This window comes from Janthinobacterium sp. 1_2014MBL_MicDiv, assembly GCF_001865675.1.
Lineage (GTDB): Bacteria > Pseudomonadota > Gammaproteobacteria > Burkholderiales > Burkholderiaceae_D > Janthinobacterium.
In genome coordinates, this window is the sequence record NZ_CP011319.1 from 4928887 (window position 1) to 4951367 (window position 22481).

The 22481-nt window shown below is 55.5% G+C and carries 21 protein-coding genes; 8 read left to right on the forward strand and 13 right to left on the reverse strand.

Annotated elements, in window-relative coordinates; all coding sequences use genetic code 11:
- The first annotated feature begins 76 nt into the window (after positions 1-76).
- On the forward strand, positions 77-1828 hold the full coding sequence (locus YQ44_RS21335) for a DUF6538 domain-containing protein (protein WP_071325105.1): 1752 nt from the start codon (positions 77-79) through the stop codon (positions 1826-1828).
- A gap of 208 nt (positions 1829-2036) precedes the next feature.
- On the opposite strand, the gene YQ44_RS21340 is transcribed toward YQ44_RS21335, so the two are convergent.
- Both YQ44_RS21340 and YQ44_RS21345 read right to left on the reverse strand, forming a co-directional pair.
- The gene (locus YQ44_RS21340) at positions 2037-2651 is read right to left on the reverse strand and encodes a DUF1780 domain-containing protein (protein WP_071325106.1); all 615 of its coding nucleotides are present in this window, start codon (positions 2649-2651) and stop codon (positions 2037-2039) included.
- A 91-nt stretch (positions 2652-2742) separates the two neighbouring features.
- Positions 2743-3501, reverse strand: a complete 759-nt coding sequence (locus YQ44_RS21345; RefSeq protein ID WP_071325107.1) for a hypothetical protein — start codon at positions 3499-3501, stop codon at positions 2743-2745.
- 702 nt (positions 3502-4203) lie between these two features.
- Here YQ44_RS21345 and YQ44_RS29145 point away from each other — a divergent pair.
- Positions 4204-5271: a hypothetical protein gene (locus YQ44_RS29145; protein ID WP_156894947.1), complete on the forward strand. Its 1068-nt coding sequence runs from the start codon at positions 4204-4206 to the stop codon at positions 5269-5271.
- A gap of 47 nt (positions 5272-5318) precedes the next feature.
- On the opposite strand, the gene YQ44_RS21360 is transcribed toward YQ44_RS29145, so the two are convergent.
- The 3 genes from YQ44_RS21360 to YQ44_RS21370 all read right to left on the reverse strand — a co-directional run bounded on the left by YQ44_RS21360 (position 5319) and on the right by YQ44_RS21370 (position 7317).
- On the reverse strand, positions 5319-6158 hold the full coding sequence (locus YQ44_RS21360; protein WP_071325110.1) for a hypothetical protein: 840 nt from the start codon (positions 6156-6158) through the stop codon (positions 5319-5321).
- A 184-nt stretch (positions 6159-6342) separates the two neighbouring features.
- Positions 6343-6639, reverse strand: a complete 297-nt coding sequence (locus YQ44_RS21365; protein ID WP_071325111.1) for a hypothetical protein — start codon at positions 6637-6639, stop codon at positions 6343-6345.
- A gap of 111 nt (positions 6640-6750) precedes the next feature.
- Entirely contained in the window at positions 6751-7317 is a 567-nt protein-coding gene (locus tag YQ44_RS21370; RefSeq protein WP_071325112.1) for a hypothetical protein, read from the reverse strand.
- Positions 7318-7496: 179 nt separating this feature from the next.
- Here YQ44_RS21370 and YQ44_RS28425 point away from each other — a divergent pair, with 179 nt between their 5' ends.
- Complete coding sequence (locus tag YQ44_RS28425; RefSeq protein ID WP_083411992.1) at positions 7497-7760, forward strand: helix-turn-helix domain-containing protein; 264 nt, start codon at positions 7497-7499, stop codon at positions 7758-7760.
- Positions 7761-8033: 273 nt separating this feature from the next.
- Positions 8034-8336 (forward strand): hypothetical protein, encoded by a 303-nt coding sequence (locus YQ44_RS21375; RefSeq protein ID WP_156894948.1) that lies wholly within the window; start codon positions 8034-8036, stop codon positions 8334-8336.
- Positions 8337-9399: 1063 nt separating this feature from the next.
- Here YQ44_RS21375 and YQ44_RS28430 read toward each other — a convergent pair.
- A complete protein-coding gene (locus YQ44_RS28430) occupies positions 9400-11415 on the reverse strand; it encodes an AIPR family protein (RefSeq protein ID WP_083411993.1) in 2016 nt (671 codons plus the stop codon).
- Between the two features lie 736 nt (positions 11416-12151).
- On the opposite strand from YQ44_RS28430, the gene YQ44_RS21380 reads away from it, so the two are divergent.
- Entirely contained in the window at positions 12152-13513 is a 1362-nt protein-coding gene (locus YQ44_RS21380) for a family 43 glycosylhydrolase (RefSeq protein ID WP_071325114.1), read from the forward strand.
- A 10-nt stretch (positions 13514-13523) separates the two neighbouring features.
- On the opposite strand, the gene YQ44_RS21385 is transcribed toward YQ44_RS21380, so the two are convergent.
- Positions 13524-13973: a response regulator gene (locus YQ44_RS21385; protein ID WP_071325115.1), complete on the reverse strand. Its 450-nt coding sequence runs from the start codon at positions 13971-13973 to the stop codon at positions 13524-13526.
- Between the two features lie 287 nt (positions 13974-14260).
- Here YQ44_RS21385 and YQ44_RS21390 point away from each other — a divergent pair, with 287 nt between their 5' ends.
- On the forward strand, positions 14261-16372 hold the full coding sequence (locus YQ44_RS21390; RefSeq protein WP_071325116.1) for a TonB-dependent receptor family protein: 2112 nt from the start codon (positions 14261-14263) through the stop codon (positions 16370-16372).
- A 118-nt stretch (positions 16373-16490) separates the two neighbouring features.
- On the opposite strand, the gene YQ44_RS29150 is transcribed toward YQ44_RS21390, so the two are convergent.
- Entirely contained in the window at positions 16491-16667 is a 177-nt protein-coding gene (locus YQ44_RS29150) for a hypothetical protein (protein ID WP_156894949.1), read from the reverse strand.
- A 38-nt stretch (positions 16668-16705) separates the two neighbouring features.
- Between YQ44_RS29150 and YQ44_RS21395 the strand changes: the two genes are divergently transcribed.
- Positions 16706-17365, forward strand: a complete 660-nt coding sequence (locus YQ44_RS21395; protein WP_071325117.1) for an FxDxF family PEP-CTERM protein — start codon at positions 16706-16708, stop codon at positions 17363-17365.
- Between the two features lie 262 nt (positions 17366-17627).
- Positions 17628-18077 carry a hypothetical protein gene (locus tag YQ44_RS21400; RefSeq protein WP_071325118.1) on the forward strand — a complete coding sequence of 150 codons (450 nt, stop codon included), beginning with the start codon at positions 17628-17630 and terminating at the stop codon, positions 18075-18077.
- Between the two features lie 343 nt (positions 18078-18420).
- Here YQ44_RS21400 and YQ44_RS21405 read toward each other — a convergent pair whose 3' ends face one another.
- The 5 genes from YQ44_RS21405 to YQ44_RS21425 all read right to left on the reverse strand — a co-directional run bounded on the left by YQ44_RS21405 (position 18421) and on the right by YQ44_RS21425 (position 22266).
- Positions 18421-18804 (reverse strand): hypothetical protein, encoded by a 384-nt coding sequence (locus tag YQ44_RS21405; RefSeq protein WP_071325119.1) that lies wholly within the window; start codon positions 18802-18804, stop codon positions 18421-18423.
- Positions 18805-18956: 152 nt separating this feature from the next.
- Positions 18957-19529, reverse strand: coding sequence for a hypothetical protein (locus tag YQ44_RS21410; RefSeq protein ID WP_071325120.1), 573 nt, complete (start codon positions 19527-19529; stop codon positions 18957-18959).
- Between the two features lie 167 nt (positions 19530-19696).
- Positions 19697-20032, reverse strand: a complete 336-nt coding sequence (locus tag YQ44_RS21415; protein ID WP_156895065.1) for an energy transducer TonB — start codon at positions 20030-20032, stop codon at positions 19697-19699.
- 47 nt (positions 20033-20079) lie between these two features.
- Positions 20080-20415, reverse strand: coding sequence for an energy transducer TonB (locus YQ44_RS21420; protein WP_071325121.1), 336 nt, complete (start codon positions 20413-20415; stop codon positions 20080-20082).
- Positions 20416-20511: 96 nt separating this feature from the next.
- Positions 20512-22266 (reverse strand): methyl-accepting chemotaxis protein, encoded by a 1755-nt coding sequence (locus YQ44_RS21425; RefSeq protein WP_232250958.1) that lies wholly within the window; start codon positions 22264-22266, stop codon positions 20512-20514.
- Positions 22267-22481 lie beyond the last annotated feature (215 nt).

Consider the following 22481-nt stretch of genomic DNA (forward strand, 5'->3'; position numbering starts at 1 on the left):
AGGGAATCAAGCATTTTTTTCGTCATCAAGCTTCTTTTTTGCTATACCGTCTGTCACACAACAAGGTGCAACAGACATGAAAGCAATCTTCGAACATATCTATGAACGCGGCAAAAGCGGCAAAAAGTACGTGCGCCGCCGCATTCCTGCCGCCCTGCGGGCGGCGTATCCCCCAAAAAAGAAACATATCACCCGCAGCCTGGGAACATCGGACATCCGTGAGGCCAAGGTCCGAGTCCACGCAGAATTGGCCAAAATCGATATTGAGTTCGCTCAAGCGCGTGAACGCCTGGAGTTGAGCCGAGCATCCCTTGCGGCAAAGCGCATTAGCACGCTGAGCGACGATCAGCTTCAGAGCACCGCCAAGTTCTGGGCGCGACAGGTGCTTCTGTCTGACGACAAGCAGCGCGAGGATGGACTTGACGACGAAGAGTTTGACGAACTCGGGGAAAAGCTGACCTCTCAGCGCCAGGAATTCGGCCGTATGCTTGCACAGGGAAACACCGCTCCATTTTTTCCTGCCCTCCAGGGCTTTCTGCATCTGTGCGGGCTTGATTTTGATCCGGACCAAGCCGAGGCTAAACGTGCGTCCTATGCCTTCTTGCGAACCATCGTAGAAACGTTAGACCTCCAGTTGGCGCGGCAGCGGGGTGAACCGGTACAAACTGATGTCGTCGCACCAACCGTACCCCACCCTCTGCAAGTCATCGCTCCGGAGCGCGCCCCTACCAGTCCAGATAAGCCAGATTGGGACGCTATCTTCGAAGTTTGGCGAACATACGTGGATAACCGTCCGAAATCTACAGCCATCGCGGCGCAAACGCCCTGGCGCGATCTGCGGCGGTTCCTGACGTCAAAGGGTCGCAACCTCTCGCCAGCCGAGGTCACGCCGAGGGACATGACCGACTTCGCGGAAAGCATGCAAGCGCGAGGCCTGGCCGTTGATACGATTAACGAGCGCATCTCCAAAATCAAAGCGATTTACCGGATTGCCGTCGGCAAGCACAAGCTCGAATCAAATCCTGCAGAAAACACGCTTGGCTTCAAAGAAAACAGCGTCAAGAAACGACGCAAGAAACGCTTACCGTTTGATGCATCAGACCTGAATCTGATTTTTGGTTCGGACATTTTTATGCAACACCACCGCTCACGAGGCCAGTCCGGCGAAGCCAGCTACTGGATTCCTCTCTTGATGTTCTACACTGGCGCGCGCCCGGAAGAAGTGGCAGGTCTCGCGTTGAGCGACCTGCAGCGCGATGACGCCCTGGGATGGTACCTGGTCGTGATCGATAGGCCATCCGACGAAGACAGCGATCTTTTCGATGAGCGCGTGCCAGCAAGCCATCGCCGGACGTTGAAAAACGCTCAATCGGAACGACGACTTCCAGTCGCGTCCCAGCTGATCGAACTTGGTTTGCTTCGCTATGTTGAATGGCTTCGCACCAAGCGGGAAACGATGTTCTTTCCCACTCTCAAAAAAGATTGGCACGAAAAATTATCCGGTTCGTTCTCGAAGTTCTTCGGCCGTTACGTCCGGGCGCTGGGAATCGAAGACTCACGCAAGGTGCTGTATTCCTTCCGTCATACGATGAAAGACATGCTCGAGACCGCCGGCATACCTAGCAAGTATCTGCAACGTGTTATGGGACATACAACGGGAGATGGCCCCATTACTGATGGGTACGGGTCAGATTTACCATTCAAACTGATAGCTGAACATTTCGACAACATCAAGTTTCCGACAATTCCTGCTTTACCATGGCAACCCGGTGGCAGCTCGGTCATGCTGAAGAAAATGGGGACTGTACAAAAGCATAGAGAGGGATAGCACACAACTTCTTCGACAACCAGGGTGGGCACTGCGCCCCCCCCCTGATGATTTCAATAATAATTTTTTGAAAATATGCAAGAAAGTGAGGCTAGTTATCAAGAGCGAGAAATTGCAGAGCCCCGCCCCGATTTTACCCATAAAACTTCATTACGCCGCACAAGTCTCCGTGTTCATCTGCGACGCGCTGAAGGCATGTACTCATTATTCACTCAACATGAGAAGGTCGTACCGTCACGCTTACGCCGCGCTCAGCGATAAAGCAAGGGGCGTGCTCGGCAGCATAAAGGACAAATGAAGTTCTATGCATTAGGGCACATATTGAACGCCAGCCCATCGTATTTAAATCGCTGACGTCGGGCATTTCCCCCGCTTGCAACATGTGATGTTTAAGATTCACGTAATACACCAAGTCCATGCTATGGCGACTGTCGGCGAGGTAATCGTCACCCAGCTCGGCTAAATGAGTGCGGACAAGGTCGCACAACTCAGCAGGAGTGATGTCTTGGGGAGTGTACAGCGTTACCAATTCTTGCGGATCGGAGGCATTCTGGGCTTTGGCCAGCTCACGCTTGTATTCGTCATGTCGCTTCCTGCCCCGATCAAGAATTTCCTTGACCTCAAAACGTGCACTTGAGAATTCAACATCTGGCGGATCAGTATCCGGCGTTCGAATGTCAGCTTCCTCAAACGGCACATCCAAATTCATCAAGAACTCTTTGCAGACCCAGCGCTCACGCTCGGACTTATACTTGTTGCCGAAATACCTGACGGACTCCTTCAGGGCCGCCACGCGGTCAGCAATGAACTCCCTATCGTCCACTCAACTCCTCCGTATCAATCTATTCGTGGACCGGCAACCCAAACGTACCAGTGACCCTTTTCCCAATTTTTCGCGCCGGATGCCCGCTGATTCAAGACAGAGAGTTGAAGAGGTCATCAACTGAAGCGTCGAGGACATTCCATGAGGTCTTGCAAGTCGCTTGGTCGAAGTTCGCACGGGTCATTACTGCCTGCCATGGATGCACTACGTTACGGGAGTCCCTCAGAGCATGGCTGAACTTGCTTCGGTCTATTTTCAGCCAGCCCAGGTCTGCAGCCACATCAATCAGTGTGCTGAGAGTCCAATCATGGATGGCAGGGGTCTTACCAGCCTTGTCACGCGGCGCCTTCTGTGACTGATAGGCTGCGGATGGAGACAGCTGCGCACGTGCAAGCAGCAAGCCCTCAAGGATGCTTCCCATAAGAATGACAGCACCAGTATGGGCTTCTACATGAGCGCAACGCTGGGCCTCACGCCACCGTTTCTCCAACTCTTCTTTCAGGCCTGGCACTGTGTTGGTCAGCCGCGTGAAATCAGGTGGCGCATGGATGATTTTCTTCGGTTTTTCAAACGCACCAGTATTGGCAAACTTAAGCGCGCTCTGAATATACCTGGCAAGCGTTTCCAGGCGAATACGTCGACTGTTAGCCTGGAAGTCGATGTCATCGTTCATGCTAGCCAGCAGCGTTGATGGAATACCGTCAAGCCCCTCCAACACCATACGGACTTCGCGCACCTTGGCGTCCACGTCACGAAGGCTATTAAAACGGTCGGTTGCGGCCAAACCATCCGACATAGTTATCTCGGTCAGAATGCCTTGAAGCAGTTTCACCGCTTGCACCTTGTCCATTCTCGCTCGCTGAAGTTATTGTTTATCTATCCAGTGTACCACCATAAGTTTGCTGCAAACACATCGCAAAAGCCCATTGAAAGGTGCCCTGCCAAAGGAAAGCTTGTTTGCAAGAGCGAGCATCTAAATAGCCTCGAAAATGGCAAGTGAATGCCTTCAAGATTGCACATATCCACACACCATCTGGCGCGGCACATTTCTTCGGAACGCCAACTACTCGCGTTGGGGGAGCCGCTTTGCCCTCTCTGACCGCAAGCCGGGAGCGCAGCGGACAGGCGGCCAGAGAGGGCGAAGCGGGGGCGGCAGCCCCGGTCCAGGCGGCAGCCTAGTGGGGGAGCCGTCGAGTTTTTTGCCGCAAGCCGGAGCCGCAGGCGACAGGCGGCAAAAAAGCTCGATGGGGGCAAAGCCCCGCCTCCCGACCCGGTACGGGGGCGGGCAAGGTGTTTTTGCTGCACCGTAAGGTGCAGGCCGAGCACAGCTCGGAGCCGAGGCCCGCAGGGGCGAGTGCCGAAAACGCCTTGCCCGCCCGCGAAGCGGTCCCCGCAGGGGAGGCCGGAGGCCGCGGGAGGCGCCCCAAGTCCCCCGTAGGGGGACGCTGGAGTCCGACACGCAGTGCGGACGTGAAGGCAAGCCCGGCAAGGAGTTTTGCTTGCAAAACGACCCAGGGTGCGCAGGCTCTCCGACCTCAGGAGGAGCGCCGTAGTGCTGTTGTTTATTGCGGCCCTTTGCAATAAACAACAGCATAAACACTCCGCGCCTATACTGTACATGACTACTCCACATGAACAGCGGCGGCTGAACGACGCAAATGGGCTTCTCTTCGTATATCAGTTCGGGTGGCTGCGTACTGCAGAACTGGGCAAACTTTTGTGGCCTGATAGCCCTGCCAGTCGGCAGTCGGCAGACCGCTTGGCGAGGGCTTGGATTGAACGCCAACTTGTCATCGTCCGCAAACTTCCAGACGGAGCCGGACGAGCTCTCGTTCTGGCTACCGCTGGAGTACGCCTTTTAGCCGAAAACAATATTGCAGCGGGGATCGGGAAAGACATCGGCCGCCACACTGCCGATGGCTGGTTGCCACCTGCTTCGTGGCGTCACGATCTCATCGCACACGGCGCACTGTGCGAGCTTCATAGGCTTGGCTACCAAGTATATCCAGAGATGGAACTGCGCCGCCACGCCGGCAATCATCCAAAAATTCCCGATGGATTCGCAGTCAAAGGCGGTGAAGGAATCTGGCTGGAAGTCGAGCACGCACGTAAGTCAGGCAAAGAAATGCGCCGTCTCGCAGATGCTCTAAGCATCGCCGCTGACGGCCAGGCCGCATCCATCGCCGGACTCAAGCCAAATGCTGCAATGGTGGCATTTCTTCCTTCAGCAGTTGATGAGCGTGGACATATTTTAAGCCATCAAACAAGAGTGCGTAATGCCATCCAAGCCGTAGCCAAAAACGACCTGAGCATCTACTGGGCTAAATGCACTCTAATCGGAAGCGCTGGAGTGGGCAAAGTCGACATCCAGCAAGAACGGATAGGCGCTGACTATACAAACCGCATTTTGAAGATTCTGGATGCCCGGGGATGGCATGAAAACCAAGATGGGGATGGCGTGTATTCGACCTACAATAAGCATATCACCTACGTTTGGGAGGATGAACATGGCTGGTGTTATTCAGTAGACACTATCGACGGAAAGCCTATCGAAGCAAATCGTGCGGATAACATAACCTCGGCCAAACGGGCGGCAGCTTCTGTGCTTGCACAGCTGTGAATCACTATCACCACGCCCATCGGATTCGCGACTTGGCACGGCATTGATCACTCGGTGCCGAACCCACCAAAGTCTGGTGTGAAGTCACCAAACCCAGGTGTGCTGAAATCTGCTCCAGTGTTGGTAAGGTGTGTATCGACAGCGTACTCGTAATGTATGTCGTAGAACATGTCATCAACGCCGCTCGTGCCGAATACATTGCCATGAACATCAAGGGCACCATCGATCATCGGCAGACCCGTTGCCGGGTTGATGACTGGCACCGCGTCGTAGGTTGCAGCGACGGCAGAGAGAGCAGCTCCGGCGCCAACCGCAGCCGCTACGTTATACTGAGTTTGTACGTTGCCGTTTGCTGGAGCAGCGTCTTTCCTCGCACCTGCCTTGCGAGCACGTTCTTCAGCCTGGTCACTCTCGTAGATTCGGTTTTCAATAGCGACCCACAGTTTCAAGTCTTGACACATCTTGAGCACCAAAGCCATCGTCACTTCCTCTGGGCGAAGGTCAAATTCGTTGCACATGAAAATCGTGAAAGCAAAGCGCCCACCGTCACGTATGTGCATTTTCATGCCTTGGGCACGAATCGCACGCATGAGCATCTTGTTAAACAAAGCCATCACGGGCAGTGCTACAAGAAAAACAACGAATGCGCCGGTGAAGCCTAATTTGATGAAAGCGATGGCCACAAGGACCAGCGGCAGGAACACCGCAAGTTGACGCACCTCTTCGAAGACGACGCGGTCCGTTGGACGCGTAGGTACTGGAGTCGTATTCCAGTAAGAAAGGTCTTGGCGCGCGCTTGTCAGGAGGTCTGCTGCAAGGCGAAGGTAAGTACCAGCCACCACCTCCGTACGAGGATCACGATGGCCAAAAGGTAGTGTCGTATTCATGATGCAGGTCTCAATTCTTACTTAGCAGGATATTGAAAAAGAAAACTCTTCTAATAGCGAGCCGAAAAGCCCGACACAGGCGTAGCACGCATCACGCAAAAAATTCAAGAAGAAGAAGATCGGTATTGCAAAAAAAATAAAACCTCAATCCACATTTGAGAACTCACCACCATGCAGTAACTTATTAAAAGCTTGTCAATACTGCGAAGACAGCTGTGATACCGGTACCTGCAAGGATTGCTACAACCGCCATGCCGAAAGCAACGTCTAACGTTAAAGCATCCATAAAATACATAAACACCATCATAAACACCCATCCGAAAGTCGCTAACCCGAATCCGGCGGGACAGCACGCCAGAAAACGGATCAGCAAACTGACTTCCAAGTCCCAGCACATCCGGAATGGTGACAAGAAAAAGCTATACACACGTCGATTCAGCGGCGTCTTAAATTGCGATATTGGCAATTCTCTCATCTTCATAACGTATTGTTCCTCTATCGATTTTTTCTATGCGCCGCATGAATTTTTCAGATTGCCATGTCCATATGCCTCGCTGAGTCCATGCTGAAATGACTGTCTGCAAATATGAGATTATTGCCCAACCAGGCCCGGCAAGCCGGGCAATGCCTTCCTCAATTCAGGAAGTGACGCTCCGATAAAACTTCCAGCTTTCTTGTCTGTTTTTGCCAGTAGAACCATGCGTTCGATGACCTGCGGCATCCATAACGGCATCTTGTCTGGTGGCGTTTCCAGCATGTCGCCGGCCTGGAAAAACGTGTGCATGTCCACTTGACGATTACCAAAAAACGGTTTGCGAGTCGTTGGCGTGCCTGCGCGAAGGATCGCCTCAGCCTCCTTACCTGCGCAGATTTTGCGGCTCACGACAACGACGTAGCCGGCGATCTTGTCGGGTTCTGGCGGTAGGATTACGACTTCATCGCTGCGACGAACCTCTTCCGGCCAAGTTCGTGTATAGGGGACTAACACGCCGGCATACGAACACTTTCCATTGCCATCCTCACGCCAATACTCACGGTGCAGCCTGAGCTCTACAAAAGCATCTTTTTCGAGTGGTACGGCCGTTTCGCCGGTCGGGTACAGCGTGATGCTTGAAATCAAGATGGCGGCCAAGTAAACCACATTCAGAATGTCTAACACTTTTATCCCGAATTCATGCGGAAGGCTTGCAAGCCTTCCGGTCAGTACTCATCCAAAAATAACTCTTTCAGTTTCCATAAGGAAATATATATGAAAATTCTCAAAATGTCACTCATAGTTTTCAAATAGTCTCTTGTCGTTGGTGGACTGCAATAGCTCATAAGATGAAGCTTGCAGTCATGAAAAAACCAAATCAACCACATCTGTCCGCACGTGAAATATTCGGGAAAAATCTGCGGAGGACCCGCCGCCTAAAAGAAGTAACACAGGAAGAATTAGCGTTGCGTGCCGATCTCAGTCGGACTTATGTGAGCGAAGTGGAACGTGGCGCCAGGAACATATCTATCGACAACATGTTTCGCCTGGCAGAGGCACTGGGCGTCCCACTACGTGACTTGGTTGACCCTACACTGTTTGATGTCTTGAATGACCTATCTGAATAACGCACATGTCGGGCGAGCGCCCGGTCATCGATTACACCGGTCATGCCATTGGCATACTCAGTAACGGCAGCGGCGAAGTCCACAGCGCCCAGATGCTAGCGGCCGTGATATGCGCGTCCAACGACTTGATCCTTGGCGGGTACACTGCATATGGTGCCCGACAACCTGCGCAGCGGCGTCTTGAAGGCCTTACGCTGAGAACCAGACATCAATCCAACTTGCACGACCTAGCCGTGCCAACGCGGCACGTAGCCTCGCTGATCGGCCTGTTCAATGAACCAATCGTTGAACGCGGGAATCGCCGTGGTGAACAGTTTTTGCATGGGCCTGGGCGCTCACTGTGTGAACCAGTTATGCGTGCTGGCGCAGATAACCGCAGAACTCTCCGAGGTCGGTTTGCAGGCAATTGCGCATACCGGTGAGCATGAGCACCACCAGGGCAGGCAACGGCAATTTTCGCCTTCGCTGAAACGCTGCAGGGTACTCAGGATGACGCGCGCTGTCACGAAACTAGTCGGTATACCGGTGGTGGGCAAAATCGAAGAGAAGGCGGCTGGCGACATGGTGAGCGAATGAAGATCAACAGACCTTCACTGGCCGCGCAAAACCAGTGCCGCGTCAAGCACTAATGCATCGATTTGCCAGTAAATACGCCGGTTCGCTTGTTAACTTGGGTGGATTGGGTAGGCCCCGAACGGCGTTTCATTTCTTGGACAATAATGCAATACAAGAAGCCCACCATTCAGATAAAGCTAGCACTTTGCACGTCAATGAACTATTCAAGGCGTTCCTCCCGTCAATCATCAGAGCTCTTACCTGGCCCTTCCCTGAGGAGCCCCTTACTGGGAGGAGTTCTTTGCGGAGGGCAGAGCCCTCCGCCTTGGTAGTGCTTTTAGGGAGGGGCCCCTACCTGAGAGGGAAGGGCCCAGCCTCCTAGGCTAAAGTCGAAACTTAAGCAGGATCGCCCCTTCCCCCTCAGCCCCCGCACTAATGGGGTAACTGAAGCCCGGCAGTCTTGCGCGCAACGAACCACTACCTTCGCCAGTTCGGGGAATTATTTCATGCGCTTTCCCGTGGTATTCCCGTTTCCCTGTGGCCCCACCGTCTACTCGCCCGTCGACCACAGCGGCACGTTTCACAGAGCGATCCGCAGCTATCTGCAGGATTCGTCGAGCAAACTCTTTCATAAAGAAAGATCAAGGATCGATTAGTCGCTGTGCGTTTGAACTCTGGACGAAGTAGTCGTCCATTGTCATGCTGCTCGCCAAGGAGCAAACCTTTCGGTTCCGGGGCATTTCGCGTCACCGTGCATTTTGCAAACTGTGCCATTAGTATAGGGTAAAACGATGGTAGTAAAAAAGCCCTCTAATGTATGGTAGATTTTAGAAAGATGTCCAGTCTTCACAATTACGCTACCAATTCGCAAAAGAACAAACATGAGATACGAGCACTTTGGGTTCGCTCACTTAATTCGATCCCCCTGCCGCGCTCTTATCGGCATGTGAGCCTTACGTGCGCGAACGGCAACCGGGTTAGATACCGGCCAGTGGCTGCTCCGTGAGGGTATGAAACGGAGCTACTAGGGCCTGAGCTGGCTGAGCGCATTCATGCGCTCAAAGCGTCCGGCATTTATGGGGCACTATTGCATTTGTATATATCTCCCGGAATTTGCACTAAATTGAATGCGGGACCCAATTTCAGGATATGTCATAGCTGATATATATTTTTCAACCTCAATTTTGTAGGGGCCGTAGCTAATTTTAATAATTCCATCATCTGAATTAATCTCATAAACAATGCCAGAATATGTTCCATTACCCAGCTTTATATTTGCCACTTCAGCAATGGAACCACCTGAGCTTGCTATATTTTTATTCGGAATGCTCCGACTTTCCCTCCTCGCATTTCTTTCTTTTGCAAAAGTCTTTTTACCACTTACTCCTAACGCATCAAATTTTGATGCTCCGCCAGGAAACTGCTTATCATTCAAGCTTTGTAAAATTCTTCGAGTTACTTCTGGGTCGCGATTCCTCTTTAACGGCAAGTTTAGATCGGTAATTATCTTAATTGAAAAATCAAATGCTGTTTTAAATTCTTTGTCAATTATGGCAAGAGTACTGAGAAATTGCCTATCACCGAGATTCGATTTTTTTGATAGCAGTGGTGCAATCTGCTTTTTTACCAAAAGAGAAACATGAAAAGCCCATTCCTTCATGGTCGGAGTGCTTGCAATTGAAATCTTTACTTTTGAGGCAAGATGATGAGCTGCAAAATATAAGCCGGCATAATCCGAATCTGAAAATAGCTCACTGAACTTATCTCGGTTATATTGTTCAAGTAGCGTACCATAATAGTAATGGACTTTATGCGGCTCCTCCAAAACAACTGAGACAAATGACTTAATTAGTGCAGGCGCAGTTACTATTAAATTATGCCGAATATCTTGATGATCATATTGATGTGGGCGGCGTTCATAATAGTACTCGTAATTGGAATTTCTCATTGCGGCAAAAAAATCTTCTAGCTTGCGATGATATGGTTTTATGGTAGCAAATGCTTCCTTTACCACAAGAGATTGGCTATTAGTTGTCGAAATAATCTGCCCACTCAAATCAACATCTGCTGTTTCGATTACTTTGACTGTCAAATACATATCACTACTCAACGCATCTTTATTTTTGAACAAAACGTGGCTAGTTTGGCAGCCATTGACAACTTGGAACTGAGAAATCTTGAAAAAATCTCCGGACGGAGTTACTTTTTTCGCCACAATTGTGACGCCATTATTAAGAATCGCAAACCTGTCTCTCTCATCCGGCGAATTTATTGTCGTTGCTATATCTTCATTTACAGGATTGTTTATACCAAGAAAATCCCTTACATTTTCGAAAAATAACCCTTTGTTTAGTTCTTCATTTTCTTTTTGAATTAGCTTTACGTAATCTAGGCATTTCACCACTCCAATATATGCTGCACTCGCTCCTTTTATTCCTGGAAGAGCAACATGTCGTTGAAATGAAATTTCCTTTTGTATGTCATTTTGGGTTTCACGGTAAAGTTTCGCCAGTTCCTCGCCATCACTTACCCGCCAATTGACGTGAGAAGATAAATATCGCACAGCACGAAGAGACTCTATTTCATTCTCAATTAATGGTGTAGCTTGCGCCGTGGCTTTATTAAAGGTTCCGGGAAACGCATAACATAATTCAATGGTCGGAAGTGTTGCCATTTTACCGGCACGACTATATATGACAGATTTTATTTCAAAGGCCCTCTTTAATTCATTCGGTATTACCGAAGCATCCAACCCAAAGAAAAGCTTAACCGTGCCCGAAAACTTTAAAAAATCACCAAGATCGAAACTAGAAGATGTTTTAGCTTGAGTAAAGTAAAATTTGGCAGAGAATTGATTTTTTGTAAATTGCTCAACATCATCAACCTCATCAATCAATACTCCCCCTATAGATATTCCAACTCCATCTATCCCCATGCATGCGCCAGTATCCACTTTTTCAAAATCAAACGAATCATAATGATCTGCTTTTAACAGGCAGTAATTAGTAAATTTCTCAAATTGCTTATCATCCTTATCTTGTTGCAAATCATGGCGAATTACAAATTCCTTGAGCATACCACTTAGTATTATATTATCCATAATCGCCTTAATTTAATTAATTTCTGTTATATTTAAAAATTATTTCAATAAAAATTACCACAATGGATGTATTATTATTTTATAATTTTATTCTCCGCTGTTCAATTTCCGCCGTGCGCTGCTAGACTTTAAGGATGAAAAATTATTCGCGTGGGATTTTCACAAGTCATCGTAGGTCGGTGAATTTCCGCTTCTTTCCTTTAGCGGCATCTGAGCATAGCGGATTGCCGGGATGAAAAACTCACAAATTGTCACATTAAGGCAACTCACAATACAAATGAGCGAGTCTCTTTTAATCCTTTGCGCAACGGCACACTCGCCTCCCGCACCGCCCGCACCGACATTACAGGCCTAGGCCTCGCAGGCACCGCACTTTTTCACCCAATAGCTTACGAGAATTGAAATCTCGATTTTACTTACAGTTAGCGGCCTAATTGTTCGACATTAAGCACCAGGGTGTGGCACAATCTGACACACAGACGCGTGTAGCAATGCAAAAAAGCACTGTAGAGATACGAATTTTTGGTGGCAAATGGTCCCCCATCAGCCACCCCACAGAATAATGAAGAGCCCGGTTTTCGAACCGGGCTTTTTCTATTCCAGCGTCGCTTTTCTTCATTCTCCGATACCGGCTCCGGTATCGCTTCCCGTAAAAAATTCATTAGTGCAAATTTGACCATCGCCCTACTCTGGCTTGCGGCCTGGACCGCCCTATAAAAACAGTACGGAGACAACGATGAAGCAAATCCTGGCAGCACTCTGCCTGATGTTCTGCGCCCACGCGGCGCAAGCGATCAACCTGACGGGCGTGCCGAACGCACACGACCCCGGCACCCTGAGCCGCGATGGCGACACATATTTCAACTTCACCACCGGTACGGGCATCTGGTATTCCAGCTCGACGGACCTGCTGAACTGGTCGGCCGGCCCCGCGCCCGTGTTCGGCACGCCACCGGCCTGGATCGCCAATAAAATTCCCAACTTCAGCGGTTCGTACTGGGCGCCCGACGTGATCCACATGAACGGCTACTATTATCTGTATTACTCGGTATCCACCTTCGGCACCTCCATGTCGGCCATCGGCGTGGCCCGCTCGGCCTCGCTGAAGAACCCGAACTGGACGGACCTGGGCATCGTCGTGCAATCGTATGGGGGCAGCGCGGAAATCAACGCCATCGACCCGGCCCTGTTCCGCGACCATGACGGCAAGGTCTACATGTCGTATGGCTCGTTTTTTGGCGGCATCGGCGTGGCCGAGATCAACCAGGCGACGGGCAAGACGGCGGGCAACGTCACCACCATCCTCGGCGGTGGCGGCAAGGATATCGAAGCGCCCTACATCGCGCGCGATGGCGAGTATTACTATCTGTTCGTCAACCGCGGCAAATGCTGCCAGGGCGCGGCCAGCACATATTACGTGGAAGTGCAGCGCGCCACCAGCGTGACGGGGCCGTACAGCGGCACGCGCACGGTCTTGCCGAATCTCGATGGCAAATACAAGGGACCGGGCCATATCGGCGTGCTCAAGCAGGACGGCTGCAACTACGCCTCCATCCACTATTACGACGTCAACGACAATGGCGCGGCCAAGCTCGACATATTAAAGATGACGTACAGCGGCGGCTGGCCCAGCCTGACGCGCAATTTTGCGCTCGCCAGCTGCGGCGGCATCTCGGACGGCCCCACGGTGCTGCGCTCGCGCCTGAGCGGCAAGGCGCTGGCCGTGGCCGGCGCCGGCACGGCGAACGGCGCGCTGGTGCAGCAGCAAACCTATACAGGAGGGAAACACCAGCAATGGTATGTGGTGGGACATGGCGATGGCTATTACAGCCTGATCAACGCGAACAGCCTGCTGGGCCTGGATGACTACAACAACTCGACCACGGCCGGCACCAACATCGCGCAATGGAGTTATTGGGGCGGACTGGGCCAGCAGTGGCGCTTCGCCAGCCCGGCGGCCGGCTACCAGACGATCACGAATCGCTACAGCAACCTGACCCTGGACGTGCTGAACCTGAGCACGGCGGAAAATGCGCAGATCATCCAGTGGAACCTGACCAATGCGAACAACCAGCAGTGGTCGCTGAGTCCGCCATAAAGCGGGGAAACTAGCCCGCCAGCACCGACTGCACCGTCGTCGCCAGGTCTTCCATGCGCACGGGTTTCACGAGGAAGTGGCGGAAGCCCACGGCCAGCGCGTCGTCCATGTACATGGGCAGGCTGTGGCCGGTGACGGCGATCAGCACGGCGTGGGCCGTTTCCGGATGGTTGTGCAGGCGGCGGCCGATCTCGATGCCGCTGATGCCTGGCATCTCGATGTCGAGGTAGACGGCGTCAGGCACGCACAGCTTGACTTGCTCGACGGCCATCTGCCAGTTGCGCACCACCACCGCGTGGTGGCCCAGCGCTTCGAGCAGCATGGCCAGCGATTCGCCCACTTCCTGGTTGTCGTCGACCACCAGCAGATTCAATTTGCGCGCGGCGGCGGCCGGCTGCTCGCCCTGGCGGCGCTCCACAGGCGAGTTGCCCGGCGCCTGGTGTTCAGTTGTCTGGCTCATTGTTCGTTCACGTCTGACGGCTGCAAAGACGGCAGTATACAAGAAGCGCGCCCAATGCCGCCGCACCCCAGCACTGTAGCCAGGCGGCAATCCGGACGTCGGCTGTACCGCCCCAACAACACTTCAGCGCCCTGGCATGGGCAAAGGCGGCGCTACGCAGTTTGCGCAATTGACGGATAAAATGAGAATCATTATCATTCTTATCCCCTTGCGCCGGATGCCCACGCCACGATGTTGTCGCGCCGCCTTACCGAACGCGCCAACATTGTCATTACGGAGATCCATGCATGGCCGCCATACATTCCCCCCTGCCTTTTTCGCTGCGCCCGTGCGCGCTGGCCATCGCCCTCGCCTGCCTGGGCGCCCCGCTGGCGGCACAGGCACAGCAAGCCAACACGGCCGACAATGCCGGCCCCATCCTCGAAACGATACAGGTCAGCAGCAACCTGCTGGGCACCAGCATGGCCGCCAGCACGAAGAATTTCGCCGGCGCCCGCACGGTGGTGCAGAAGGACGATATCGAGAACTCGGGCGCGGCCAGCCTCAGCGACGTCATGCGCCGCATTCCCGGCGTGCAGATTAGCGATAACTCGGGCAGCGCCGGCAGCGCCATCTCCCTGAATATCGGCGTGCGCGGCCTGGCCGGGCGCTATTCGCCGCGCAGCACGGTCTTGCTCGACGGCATCCCCATGTCGGTGGCGCCGTATGGCCAGCCGCAACTGTCGTTCGCCCCCGTCAGCCTGGCCAATGTCGAGACGGTCGACGTGGTGCGCGGCGGCGGCGCCGTGCGCTTCGGCCCGCAAAACGTGGGCGGCATCATCAACTTCAAGACGCGCCGCGTGCCCACCACGCCGGGCGTCACGGGCGACGCCACCGTGCGCTACAACTCGTACAGCGAAGTGGGCCACAATACGCAGGCCAGCGTCTTTGCCGGCACCCAGCTCGACAGCGGCCTGGGCCTGGCCGTGCTGTACTCGGGCATCCGCGGCAGCGACTGGCGCGTGGGCAGCGATGAAAAAGTCAACGACTTCGCCCTGAAGCTGCGCTACGACCTGAGCCCGACGGCCGAGGTATACGCCAAGCTGTCCTACTACGACGTGACGTCGCGCACGCCGGGCGGCCTGACGGCGGCCCAGTACAGGCAGGACCCGTTCCAGAACACGCGCCCCACGGACTTCTGGAGCGGCGAGCGCAAGGCCTTCGACATCGGCTACCTGAACGCCATTTCCAGCACGCAGGAAGTGGAAGTGCGCGCCTATTACAACAAGAGCTCGCGCGAAAGCACCCTGATCAACGCGAACCGCACGGGCCTGGGCCACCAGCCGCGCAACTACGAGACGACGGCCATCGAGCCGCGCTACACGCAGCGCTTCATCACGGGCAAGGTGTCGCAGGACGTCACCGTCGGCTACCGCTACCTGGCCGAGCGGGCCGATGAAACCATCTACAACGTCGTCATCGCCAGCGGCCTGCAGCAAAAGCCGACGCGCTTCGCGAACAACGCCACCGACGCGCAAGCCGTGTATATCGACGACAAGATCGCCATCGGCGCGTGGCGCATCACGCCGGGCGTGCGCTATGAGCACATCAAGACGGAGCGTTTCAACCACTTGCCGACCGACCAGAAGATCGAGTTGCTCAACAACAAGGCCCTGCCCTCGCTGAACGTGGCCTACTTGCTCAACAACAACGTGACCCTGTTCGGCAACTACAACAGCTCGTTTGGCGCCGTGCAAAATACCCAGCTCAATGCGCAGTCGGACAAGAATCCGCTGCAACCCGAGCTGGCGAAAACGGCCGAGCTGGGCGCGCGCTGGAAGAGCGGCCAGCTGTCGGCCGAAGCAACCTTGTTCAACATCAAGTTCGACAACCAGATCCAGTCCGTCGGCAGCGGCGACAGCGCCGTCTTCTACAACGTGGGCGCCACGCACCACCGTGGCCTGGAATCGGCGCTCGACTACCACTTCGACAAGTCCGGCCCGCTGGCCGGCTTGAACACCTACGTCACCTACACCTACACCAAGGCCACCTTGCAGGATGGCGCAAACGCGGGCAACGACGTGCCGTTCTACTCGCGCAACACGGATACCGTCGGCGCCCACTACCAGCTGGGCGCGTGGGGCTTCGACCTGTCGAGCAGCCACCAGAGCCGCCAGTTCGCCGATGAAGCCAATACGGTGGCGGAAAACGCGGCGGGCAACCTGGGCGTCATTCCCGGCTACCGCACGTGGAATATGCAGGCGAAGTGGAAAGTGCCGGGCCAGGCTGGCCTGGAACTGGTCGCCGGCGTGAATAATCTGAGCGACAAGCGCTACTTCACGCGCACGTCGGACGGCAACCTGGGCAAGATGGTGGGCGCGCCGCGCATGGTCTACCTGCAAGGCCGCCTGGCGTTCTGATGTCCAGATACCCGCGCGCGGCAGTGCCTATCGACTCGATATGCTGCCGCGCACGCTTGCCGCATGAAGAAACCTGCCTCGTTGTTGTAACGATGCAGGTTTTTTTACGCCCGCGATGTCACAAAAATACTCTGGTGCAAGCAGCGCCAAGGCGCGCTTCGCCTTGGGGTGGCATTGCAATTAATTCATCATGGAAATCAATTGCCGCAAGGATATAAATGATTTCACAATTGCATTTATTTTTATCGAGCGCTTGTTCTTTGTGTGAGTTTTGGTGATATTCTTTAAATGTCATTTAGGAAATCAAATTAACTTTTAATCAACGGATAACACATGAAAAAGCCTGCCACTCTCCTCACGATCGCCGCACTGGCCGCCCTGGCCACCGCTGGCGCCGCCAACGCCGCGACCGAACTGGTGGTCAACGGCAGTTTTGAAAGCAACGTCATTGGCTCGCCCTACGCGCAGTTGAGCGCCGTCACGGGCTGGACCTCGTCCGTCAGCGGCAACACGGCTTTTGAAATCCAGAAAGGCGCCACGCAAGGCGGCCTGAGCGGCTTCAACCCCGTCGCCGCCGACGGCACGCAATACCTGGAACTCAATACCGAAAGCCTGTCGTCGCTGTCGCAAACGATCGCCACCACGGCTGGCGGCACGTATGCGCTGTCGTTTGCCTACTCGGGCCGTCCCGACACGCCGGGCGGCGCGAACAGCCTGATGAATGTCTACTGGGGTTCCACCCTGCTGACACCCACGGCCCTGGTCGGCAACACGGGCGGCGTCTGGCAAAGCTACAGCCAGCACCTGACGGCGCTCGGCAGCTCGACGGTGCTGCGCTTCGAATCGATCGGCCCCGTCTCCGCGCCCACGTACGGTTCCTACCTGGACAACGTCTCCGTGATGGCCGCCGTGCCGGAACCGGAAACCTACGCCATGATGCTGCTGGGCCTGGGCTTGCTGGGCTTCATGGCGCGCCGCAAGCCTGCCGCCTGAACCTGATCGCCACGCCGGCAAAGCCGCCCCGCTGCAAAGCCGGGCGGCTTTTTCACGCCTGCAGACGCATATAAAGTTCCATGAAATGTTGCCCAAAAGAATTAAATTGCGACTACAATAGCATGACGTAGATCAAGCAATGCCCAGCATCGCTCCGCCAGGGCCGCCACCCCGCCCTGATCACCAGCACGCATTTATTGAACAGGATGGCTGGCGAGGCCGGGTGCGTTTCCGCTCCTGGCACCGCCACCAAGCACGCACCATGTCTGAAGAAAAAACCATCACTGAAACGAGTTCCTACGGCAAGGAAACCCCTGTGGGCAGGCCCGACGTCGATGGCCGCGCCGGCATTTTCGTGCCCACGGCGGAATTTGACATCGACAACACGACCACCATCCGCAAGGGCGCTGGCATCGTCGGCTTCGGCAACCTCGACGGCACCCTGACCGTGTATTTCGAGGCCAACCGCTTCGACGAGAGCAATCTGCACAAGTGGGAACACAAGGCGCGCAAGGCGTATGACCGCATGGTCATGGGCGCGCCCACGGTGTCGAAGGCGAAGATCGATGCGCGCATGCTGGAACAGGTGGGCATCATCGATGGCATGGGCATCAATATCAAGCACCCGGAACGCCTGACGCAATGGCTGGCCATGTCGAACGTGCTGGACACGGCGCCGGAAGCGTCCGTGGTGCGCTGGAAGAATCGCTGAATCGGCCGGAGAACGAGGCGTGGCGCCAGCGACGAGGCATTGTCCTACAAAGTGTCGGACAGTCATCTGATGCCCTTAAGCATCAACTCATCCTATGATGAAAGCATACCAACACACCTCATACCACTCAGGAGTACGACATGTCCCGCCTCATCCCGATCAGCTTTGGCGCCTTGCAAATAGGTCTGGCAGCGGCGGCGATGTATATCCTGTGCTCGGCGGACGTGCTGCACCAGACGGCCGTGTATTTCCACTGATTCCACTTCCAGGCAAACACGCAGCCGAGGGCAAGGGACGTTCCCGCCCGCTGCCCCCAAGGTGCGGTCAAATTGCTGCGATGTGACTAGCGTCGGCCGTGGTAGCGGCCATGCCCGCCCCAGCCGCCGCGGTGTCCACCGTAGCGCCCAAAGCCAAACACGAAGTCCAGCCCGATCGACACGGGCGGGTTGTAATAATACGGTTGCGGCGCATACACGGGTGCCGGCACATACACGGGCTGCTGCACATAGACCGGCTGTTGCTGCACATACACTGGCTCATTCGTATATTCGACGCGCGGCTCGCTGATGACGCGGCCGGCCTGCACCGGCTCGGACGACACGGTATGCCACTCGTACGGGTTATACGCCCCCTGCGGCGCGCGCGTGCCGTAATAGGCGGGGCCGGGCGGGGCCACGGCGCAGCCACCCAGGGCGGCCAGTGAAATTACTGCCAACAGGGTTTTCATCGCAATTCTCCTGATATGTACCACTACTTAATTAAGTACTATAAGAAATAATGAGGCGCTTTGCTGCCCTTTTACCGATTGTTACACCCCGAAGCACGCCGCAACATGGAATGTGGCAAAGCCGCCACAGCCGGCCCGTGGCGCATGATTCCTCAAATAAATGGAATAGCGCACGTATCGATCACCTTGCCCGCCGCATCGTAGCGCTGCACGCACACCTGGTAGCGCACGCCGTAATCGAGGTCGACTTGCTCGACCTTGCCATATTTCAATTTCCAGCTGGGCTGCACCTGTTGCTTGCCGGCCAGCGCCGCCACGTCCTGCGGAATGGCCATGGCCGTTTGCACCTCGCCCTGGCGCGCTTCCTGGCGCCGCGCCACCTCGATGGACACGGTCAGCGCCACGTCGACGCCGCCATCGGCATACGCCAGCACGGGCGCACTGCGCTGTGCCCGCATCACGCCCCAGGCGCAAGCCTGGCCAGCGGACTCGCAGCGTTTCAATTGCGCCAGCGGAAAATACTCGGCAGCAATCTTGCCATCCTTGATGGGCCAGCTCGTGCGCACGCCGTCGCGCTTGCCGGTCAGGGGATTGTCCCAGCTCAGGCTATTGACGACGGCCACCGTCTGTCCCGGCTGCAAGCCGGTGGGCGTGCCCAGCCCGGCGCAGGCGGACAACAGCATGGCGCTGGCGGCAACGGTGGAAAGTGTCAGGATGCGCTGCATGGTAGGCCTCTTTGATGGGGGAGCCCGAAGGTATGCTTCGAGGGTAACAGAATGGGGACGGCGCCGCCGTGGGGTGGCGCACATAACAGTACGGGCAGCGCCTTCGCAAGCGCTGCCCGTCATGGGTGAAGCAAAGTCCGGGAGCCAGGCTCCCGGCTAGGCCAGGATCAGTCCAGCTTCCAGGCGTAATCGACCTTGGTCCAGGTTTGCGCCGCGGCGCCGTCCTTGGTGCCCGGCTTGAACTTGCACGCGGACAAGGCCTTGATGGCGGCCTTGTCCAGGTTCTTGAAGCCGCTGCTCTTGTCGACTTTCGAATCGGCAACAGTACCATCGGCATTGACGAGGAAGGACATGGAGACCGTACCCTGCTCCTCGTTCATCAGCGAGGCTTTCGGATAGTCGGCCTTGCAGGTCTTGGCATCGAACGACGCCGGCACCTCGGCCGCAAATGCCGCGGAAGAGACGGAAACCAGCAAGGCTGCTGCAACACTCACATAACGCATACTTTTAGACATTTGCTTCCCCATAATAGATCAGAATCAGACAGAGTTCACAGCTTCCAGGCGTAGTCGACCTTGGTCCAGGTCTGCGCCACGCTGCCATCCTTGGTGCCCGGCTTGAACTTGCAGGCGGAAATGGCCTTGATGGCCGCCTTGTCCAGGTTGCGGAAACCGCTGGATTTCTCCACCTTGGAATCGACGACCTTGCCGTCGGCGGCCACCAGGAACGACATCGTGACATCTCCCTGCTCTTCATTGATCAGGGAAGCCTTCGGGTATTCCGCCTTGCAGTTTTTGGCATCGAAGGTCGCCGGCACTTCGGCGGCCAGGATGGTGGCGCTCACGCCGGAGAGGAGTACAGCTGCGATAACACTACGCTTATTCATAGTTACACTTTTACACTTTTCAACAACGTTAAACAAAATCGTAAAACCGGCTGCACGCGTTGCCGTGCGCAGCCCCTGGATCTACCACCACCTGCCTTAAAACTCTTCCCACTCGTCATTGCTGCTGGACGCAGCCGCCTTGCGTGGCGCCGGAGCGGCCACGGGTGCGGCCGCTTCCGCCTTGCGGGCCAGCGACTTGACCGGACGCAATGCCGGCGCCGGCTTGCGCGCGGCGACCGGTGCGGCCACGGCAGGCGCGGGCACGTACGCCGGGGCTTTTTCCTCGCCTTCGACCAGCTTGAAGATGCTGACCACATGGGCCAGTTCGGCCGCCTGGTCTTGCAGGCTTTGCGCGGCGGCGGCCGCCTGTTCCACCAGGGCCGCATTTTGCTGCGTCATGCCATCCATCTCGATGATCGACAGGTTGACCTGTTCGATGCCGGCGCTCTGCTCCTGGCTGGCGCTGGCGATCTCGCTCATGATGTCGGTGACGCGGCGCACGCTGTCGACCACTTCACCCATCGTCACGCCGGCCTGGCCAACCAGGCGCGTGCCGCGTTCCGTCTTCTCGGCCGAATCGTCGATGAGGATCTTGATTTCTTTCGCGGCGCCAGCGGAACGCTGGGCCAGGTTGCGCACTTCCGACGCCACCACGGCAAAGCCACGGCCTTGCTCGCCGGCACGCGCCGCTTCCACGGCCGCGTTCAGCGCCAGGATGTTGGTCTGGAAGGCGATGCCATCGATCACGCCGATGATGTCGACGATTTTCTTCGCCGACTCATTGATCGAGCTCATGGTATCGACCACTTGCGAAACGACGGAGCCGCCCTTCAGCGCCACGTCCGATGCGGTGGCGGCCAGCTTGTTGGCTTCCCGCGCATTGTCGGCATTCTGTTTCACGGTCGAGGTCAGCTCTTCCATGGCCGACGCGGTTTTTTCCAGCGCGCTGGCCTGCATTTCCGTCCGCGACGACAGGTCGATATTGCCGTCGGCAATCTCGCGCGAGGCCGTGCCGATGGTTTCCGTGCCGACGCGCACCTGGCCGACGATGCCCACCAGGCTGTTGCGCATTTCCTTCATTTCCGCCAGCAGGCTGGAATTGTCCGATGGCTGCGTATGGATGCCGATCGACAGGTCGCCATTGGCGATGCTGCCGGCGATCGACGCCGTGTAATCGGGTTCGCCGCCCAGCTGCTTCAGCAAGCCGCGGGTGATCACCAGCGCCGCCGCCACGCCCATCGCCACGGCCAGTACGCCGAGGATGATCATGAACAGGCGCGCGCTGTCGAAGGCCTTGCGGGCATCCGATTGCATCTGCTCGTTCAACTTGTCTTCCAGCGTGGCCAGCTGCTCCAGCGCTTCCATCCATTTTTTCTGCACGGGACGGATTTCCTTGATCATCACGCGCGTGGCGCCTTCCGCATCGTTGGCCATCCACAGCGCGGATGCCTTGGCGATGGCCGGCATGGCGGCCGCCTCGTATTCCTTGATCGAGGCCAGCAAGGTTTTTTCCTCAGGCGTCGACTCGATGGCGAATTTCTCTTCGAGCTTTTTCTGCGTTTCCTGATAGGTATTCGTTTGCGTCTTGATACGCGCCATTTCCGGCTCCATATCGCTTGCGTCCGTCATCAGGGTCAGGATGCGCAGCGAGGTGATGCGGTCGCTGACGTTGCCACGCATATCGATCACCAGGCGGGTGACGACATTGTTGACATTGATCACATGATCGAGACGTTCCTGGATTTGCGCCATGCGCGCGATGCCGAGGACGGTCACGGCCACCAGCAGAACCAGTACCAGGGCGAATCCCAGGCCCAGGCGAGTACCAACCTTCATTTTTGCTAAATTCATTTCGGCTCTTCGTAAATGAAACTATTGATAAGAATTTTTGCCCGGCACGACAAGACGAAGGCTGCGGGACGCCGGTTTCCGCCGCTGCCGATTGGTCAGCTGGTGGTATCCGGCCGCACGCAGCCTGGGGTACTTCCTGGTCTGCAGCTGCCCTGAAACAAGCGGTGACTGCGCATGCAAATTTGTTCCACACACTGCTGTTTTTACACTGTTGA

Bases quoted from the DNA above. Each gene is read 5' to 3' on its own strand.
- YQ44_RS21335 (WP_071325105.1), top strand. From the start codon at position 77: ATGAAAGCAATCTTCGAACATATCTATGAACGCGGCAAAAGCGGCAAA.
- YQ44_RS21345 (WP_071325107.1), bottom strand. From the start codon at position 3,501: ATGGACAAGGTGCAAGCGGTGAAACTGCTTCAAGGCATTCTGACCGAG.
- YQ44_RS21360 (WP_071325110.1), bottom strand. From the start codon at position 6,158: ATGAATACGACACTACCTTTTGGCCATCGTGATCCTCGTACGGAGGTG.
- YQ44_RS21365 (WP_071325111.1), bottom strand. From the start codon at position 6,639: ATGAAGATGAGAGAATTGCCAATATCGCAATTTAAGACGCCGCTGAAT.
- YQ44_RS28425 (WP_083411992.1), top strand. From the start codon at position 7,497: ATGAAAAAACCAAATCAACCACATCTGTCCGCACGTGAAATATTCGGG.
- YQ44_RS21375 (WP_156894948.1), top strand. From the start codon at position 8,034: ATGAACCAATCGTTGAACGCGGGAATCGCCGTGGTGAACAGTTTTTGC.
- YQ44_RS28430 (WP_083411993.1), bottom strand. From the start codon at position 11,415: ATGGATAATATAATACTAAGTGGTATGCTCAAGGAATTTGTAATTCGC.
- YQ44_RS21380 (WP_071325114.1), top strand. From the start codon at position 12,152: ATGAAGCAAATCCTGGCAGCACTCTGCCTGATGTTCTGCGCCCACGCG.
- YQ44_RS21385 (WP_071325115.1), bottom strand. From the start codon at position 13,973: ATGAGCCAGACAACTGAACACCAGGCGCCGGGCAACTCGCCTGTGGAG.
- YQ44_RS21390 (WP_071325116.1), top strand. From the start codon at position 14,261: ATGGCCGCCATACATTCCCCCCTGCCTTTTTCGCTGCGCCCGTGCGCG.
- YQ44_RS29150 (WP_156894949.1), bottom strand. From the start codon at position 16,667: ATGACATTTAAAGAATATCACCAAAACTCACACAAAGAACAAGCGCTC.
- YQ44_RS21395 (WP_071325117.1), top strand. From the start codon at position 16,706: ATGAAAAAGCCTGCCACTCTCCTCACGATCGCCGCACTGGCCGCCCTG.
- YQ44_RS21400 (WP_071325118.1), top strand. From the start codon at position 17,628: ATGTCTGAAGAAAAAACCATCACTGAAACGAGTTCCTACGGCAAGGAA.
- YQ44_RS21405 (WP_071325119.1), bottom strand. From the start codon at position 18,804: ATGAAAACCCTGTTGGCAGTAATTTCACTGGCCGCCCTGGGTGGCTGC.
- YQ44_RS21410 (WP_071325120.1), bottom strand. From the start codon at position 19,529: ATGCAGCGCATCCTGACACTTTCCACCGTTGCCGCCAGCGCCATGCTG.
- YQ44_RS21415 (WP_156895065.1), bottom strand. From the start codon at position 20,032: ATGCGTTATGTGAGTGTTGCAGCAGCCTTGCTGGTTTCCGTCTCTTCC.
- YQ44_RS21420 (WP_071325121.1), bottom strand. From the start codon at position 20,415: ATGAATAAGCGTAGTGTTATCGCAGCTGTACTCCTCTCCGGCGTGAGC.
- YQ44_RS21425 (WP_232250958.1), bottom strand. From the start codon at position 22,266: ATGAATTTAGCAAAAATGAAGGTTGGTACTCGCCTGGGCCTGGGATTC.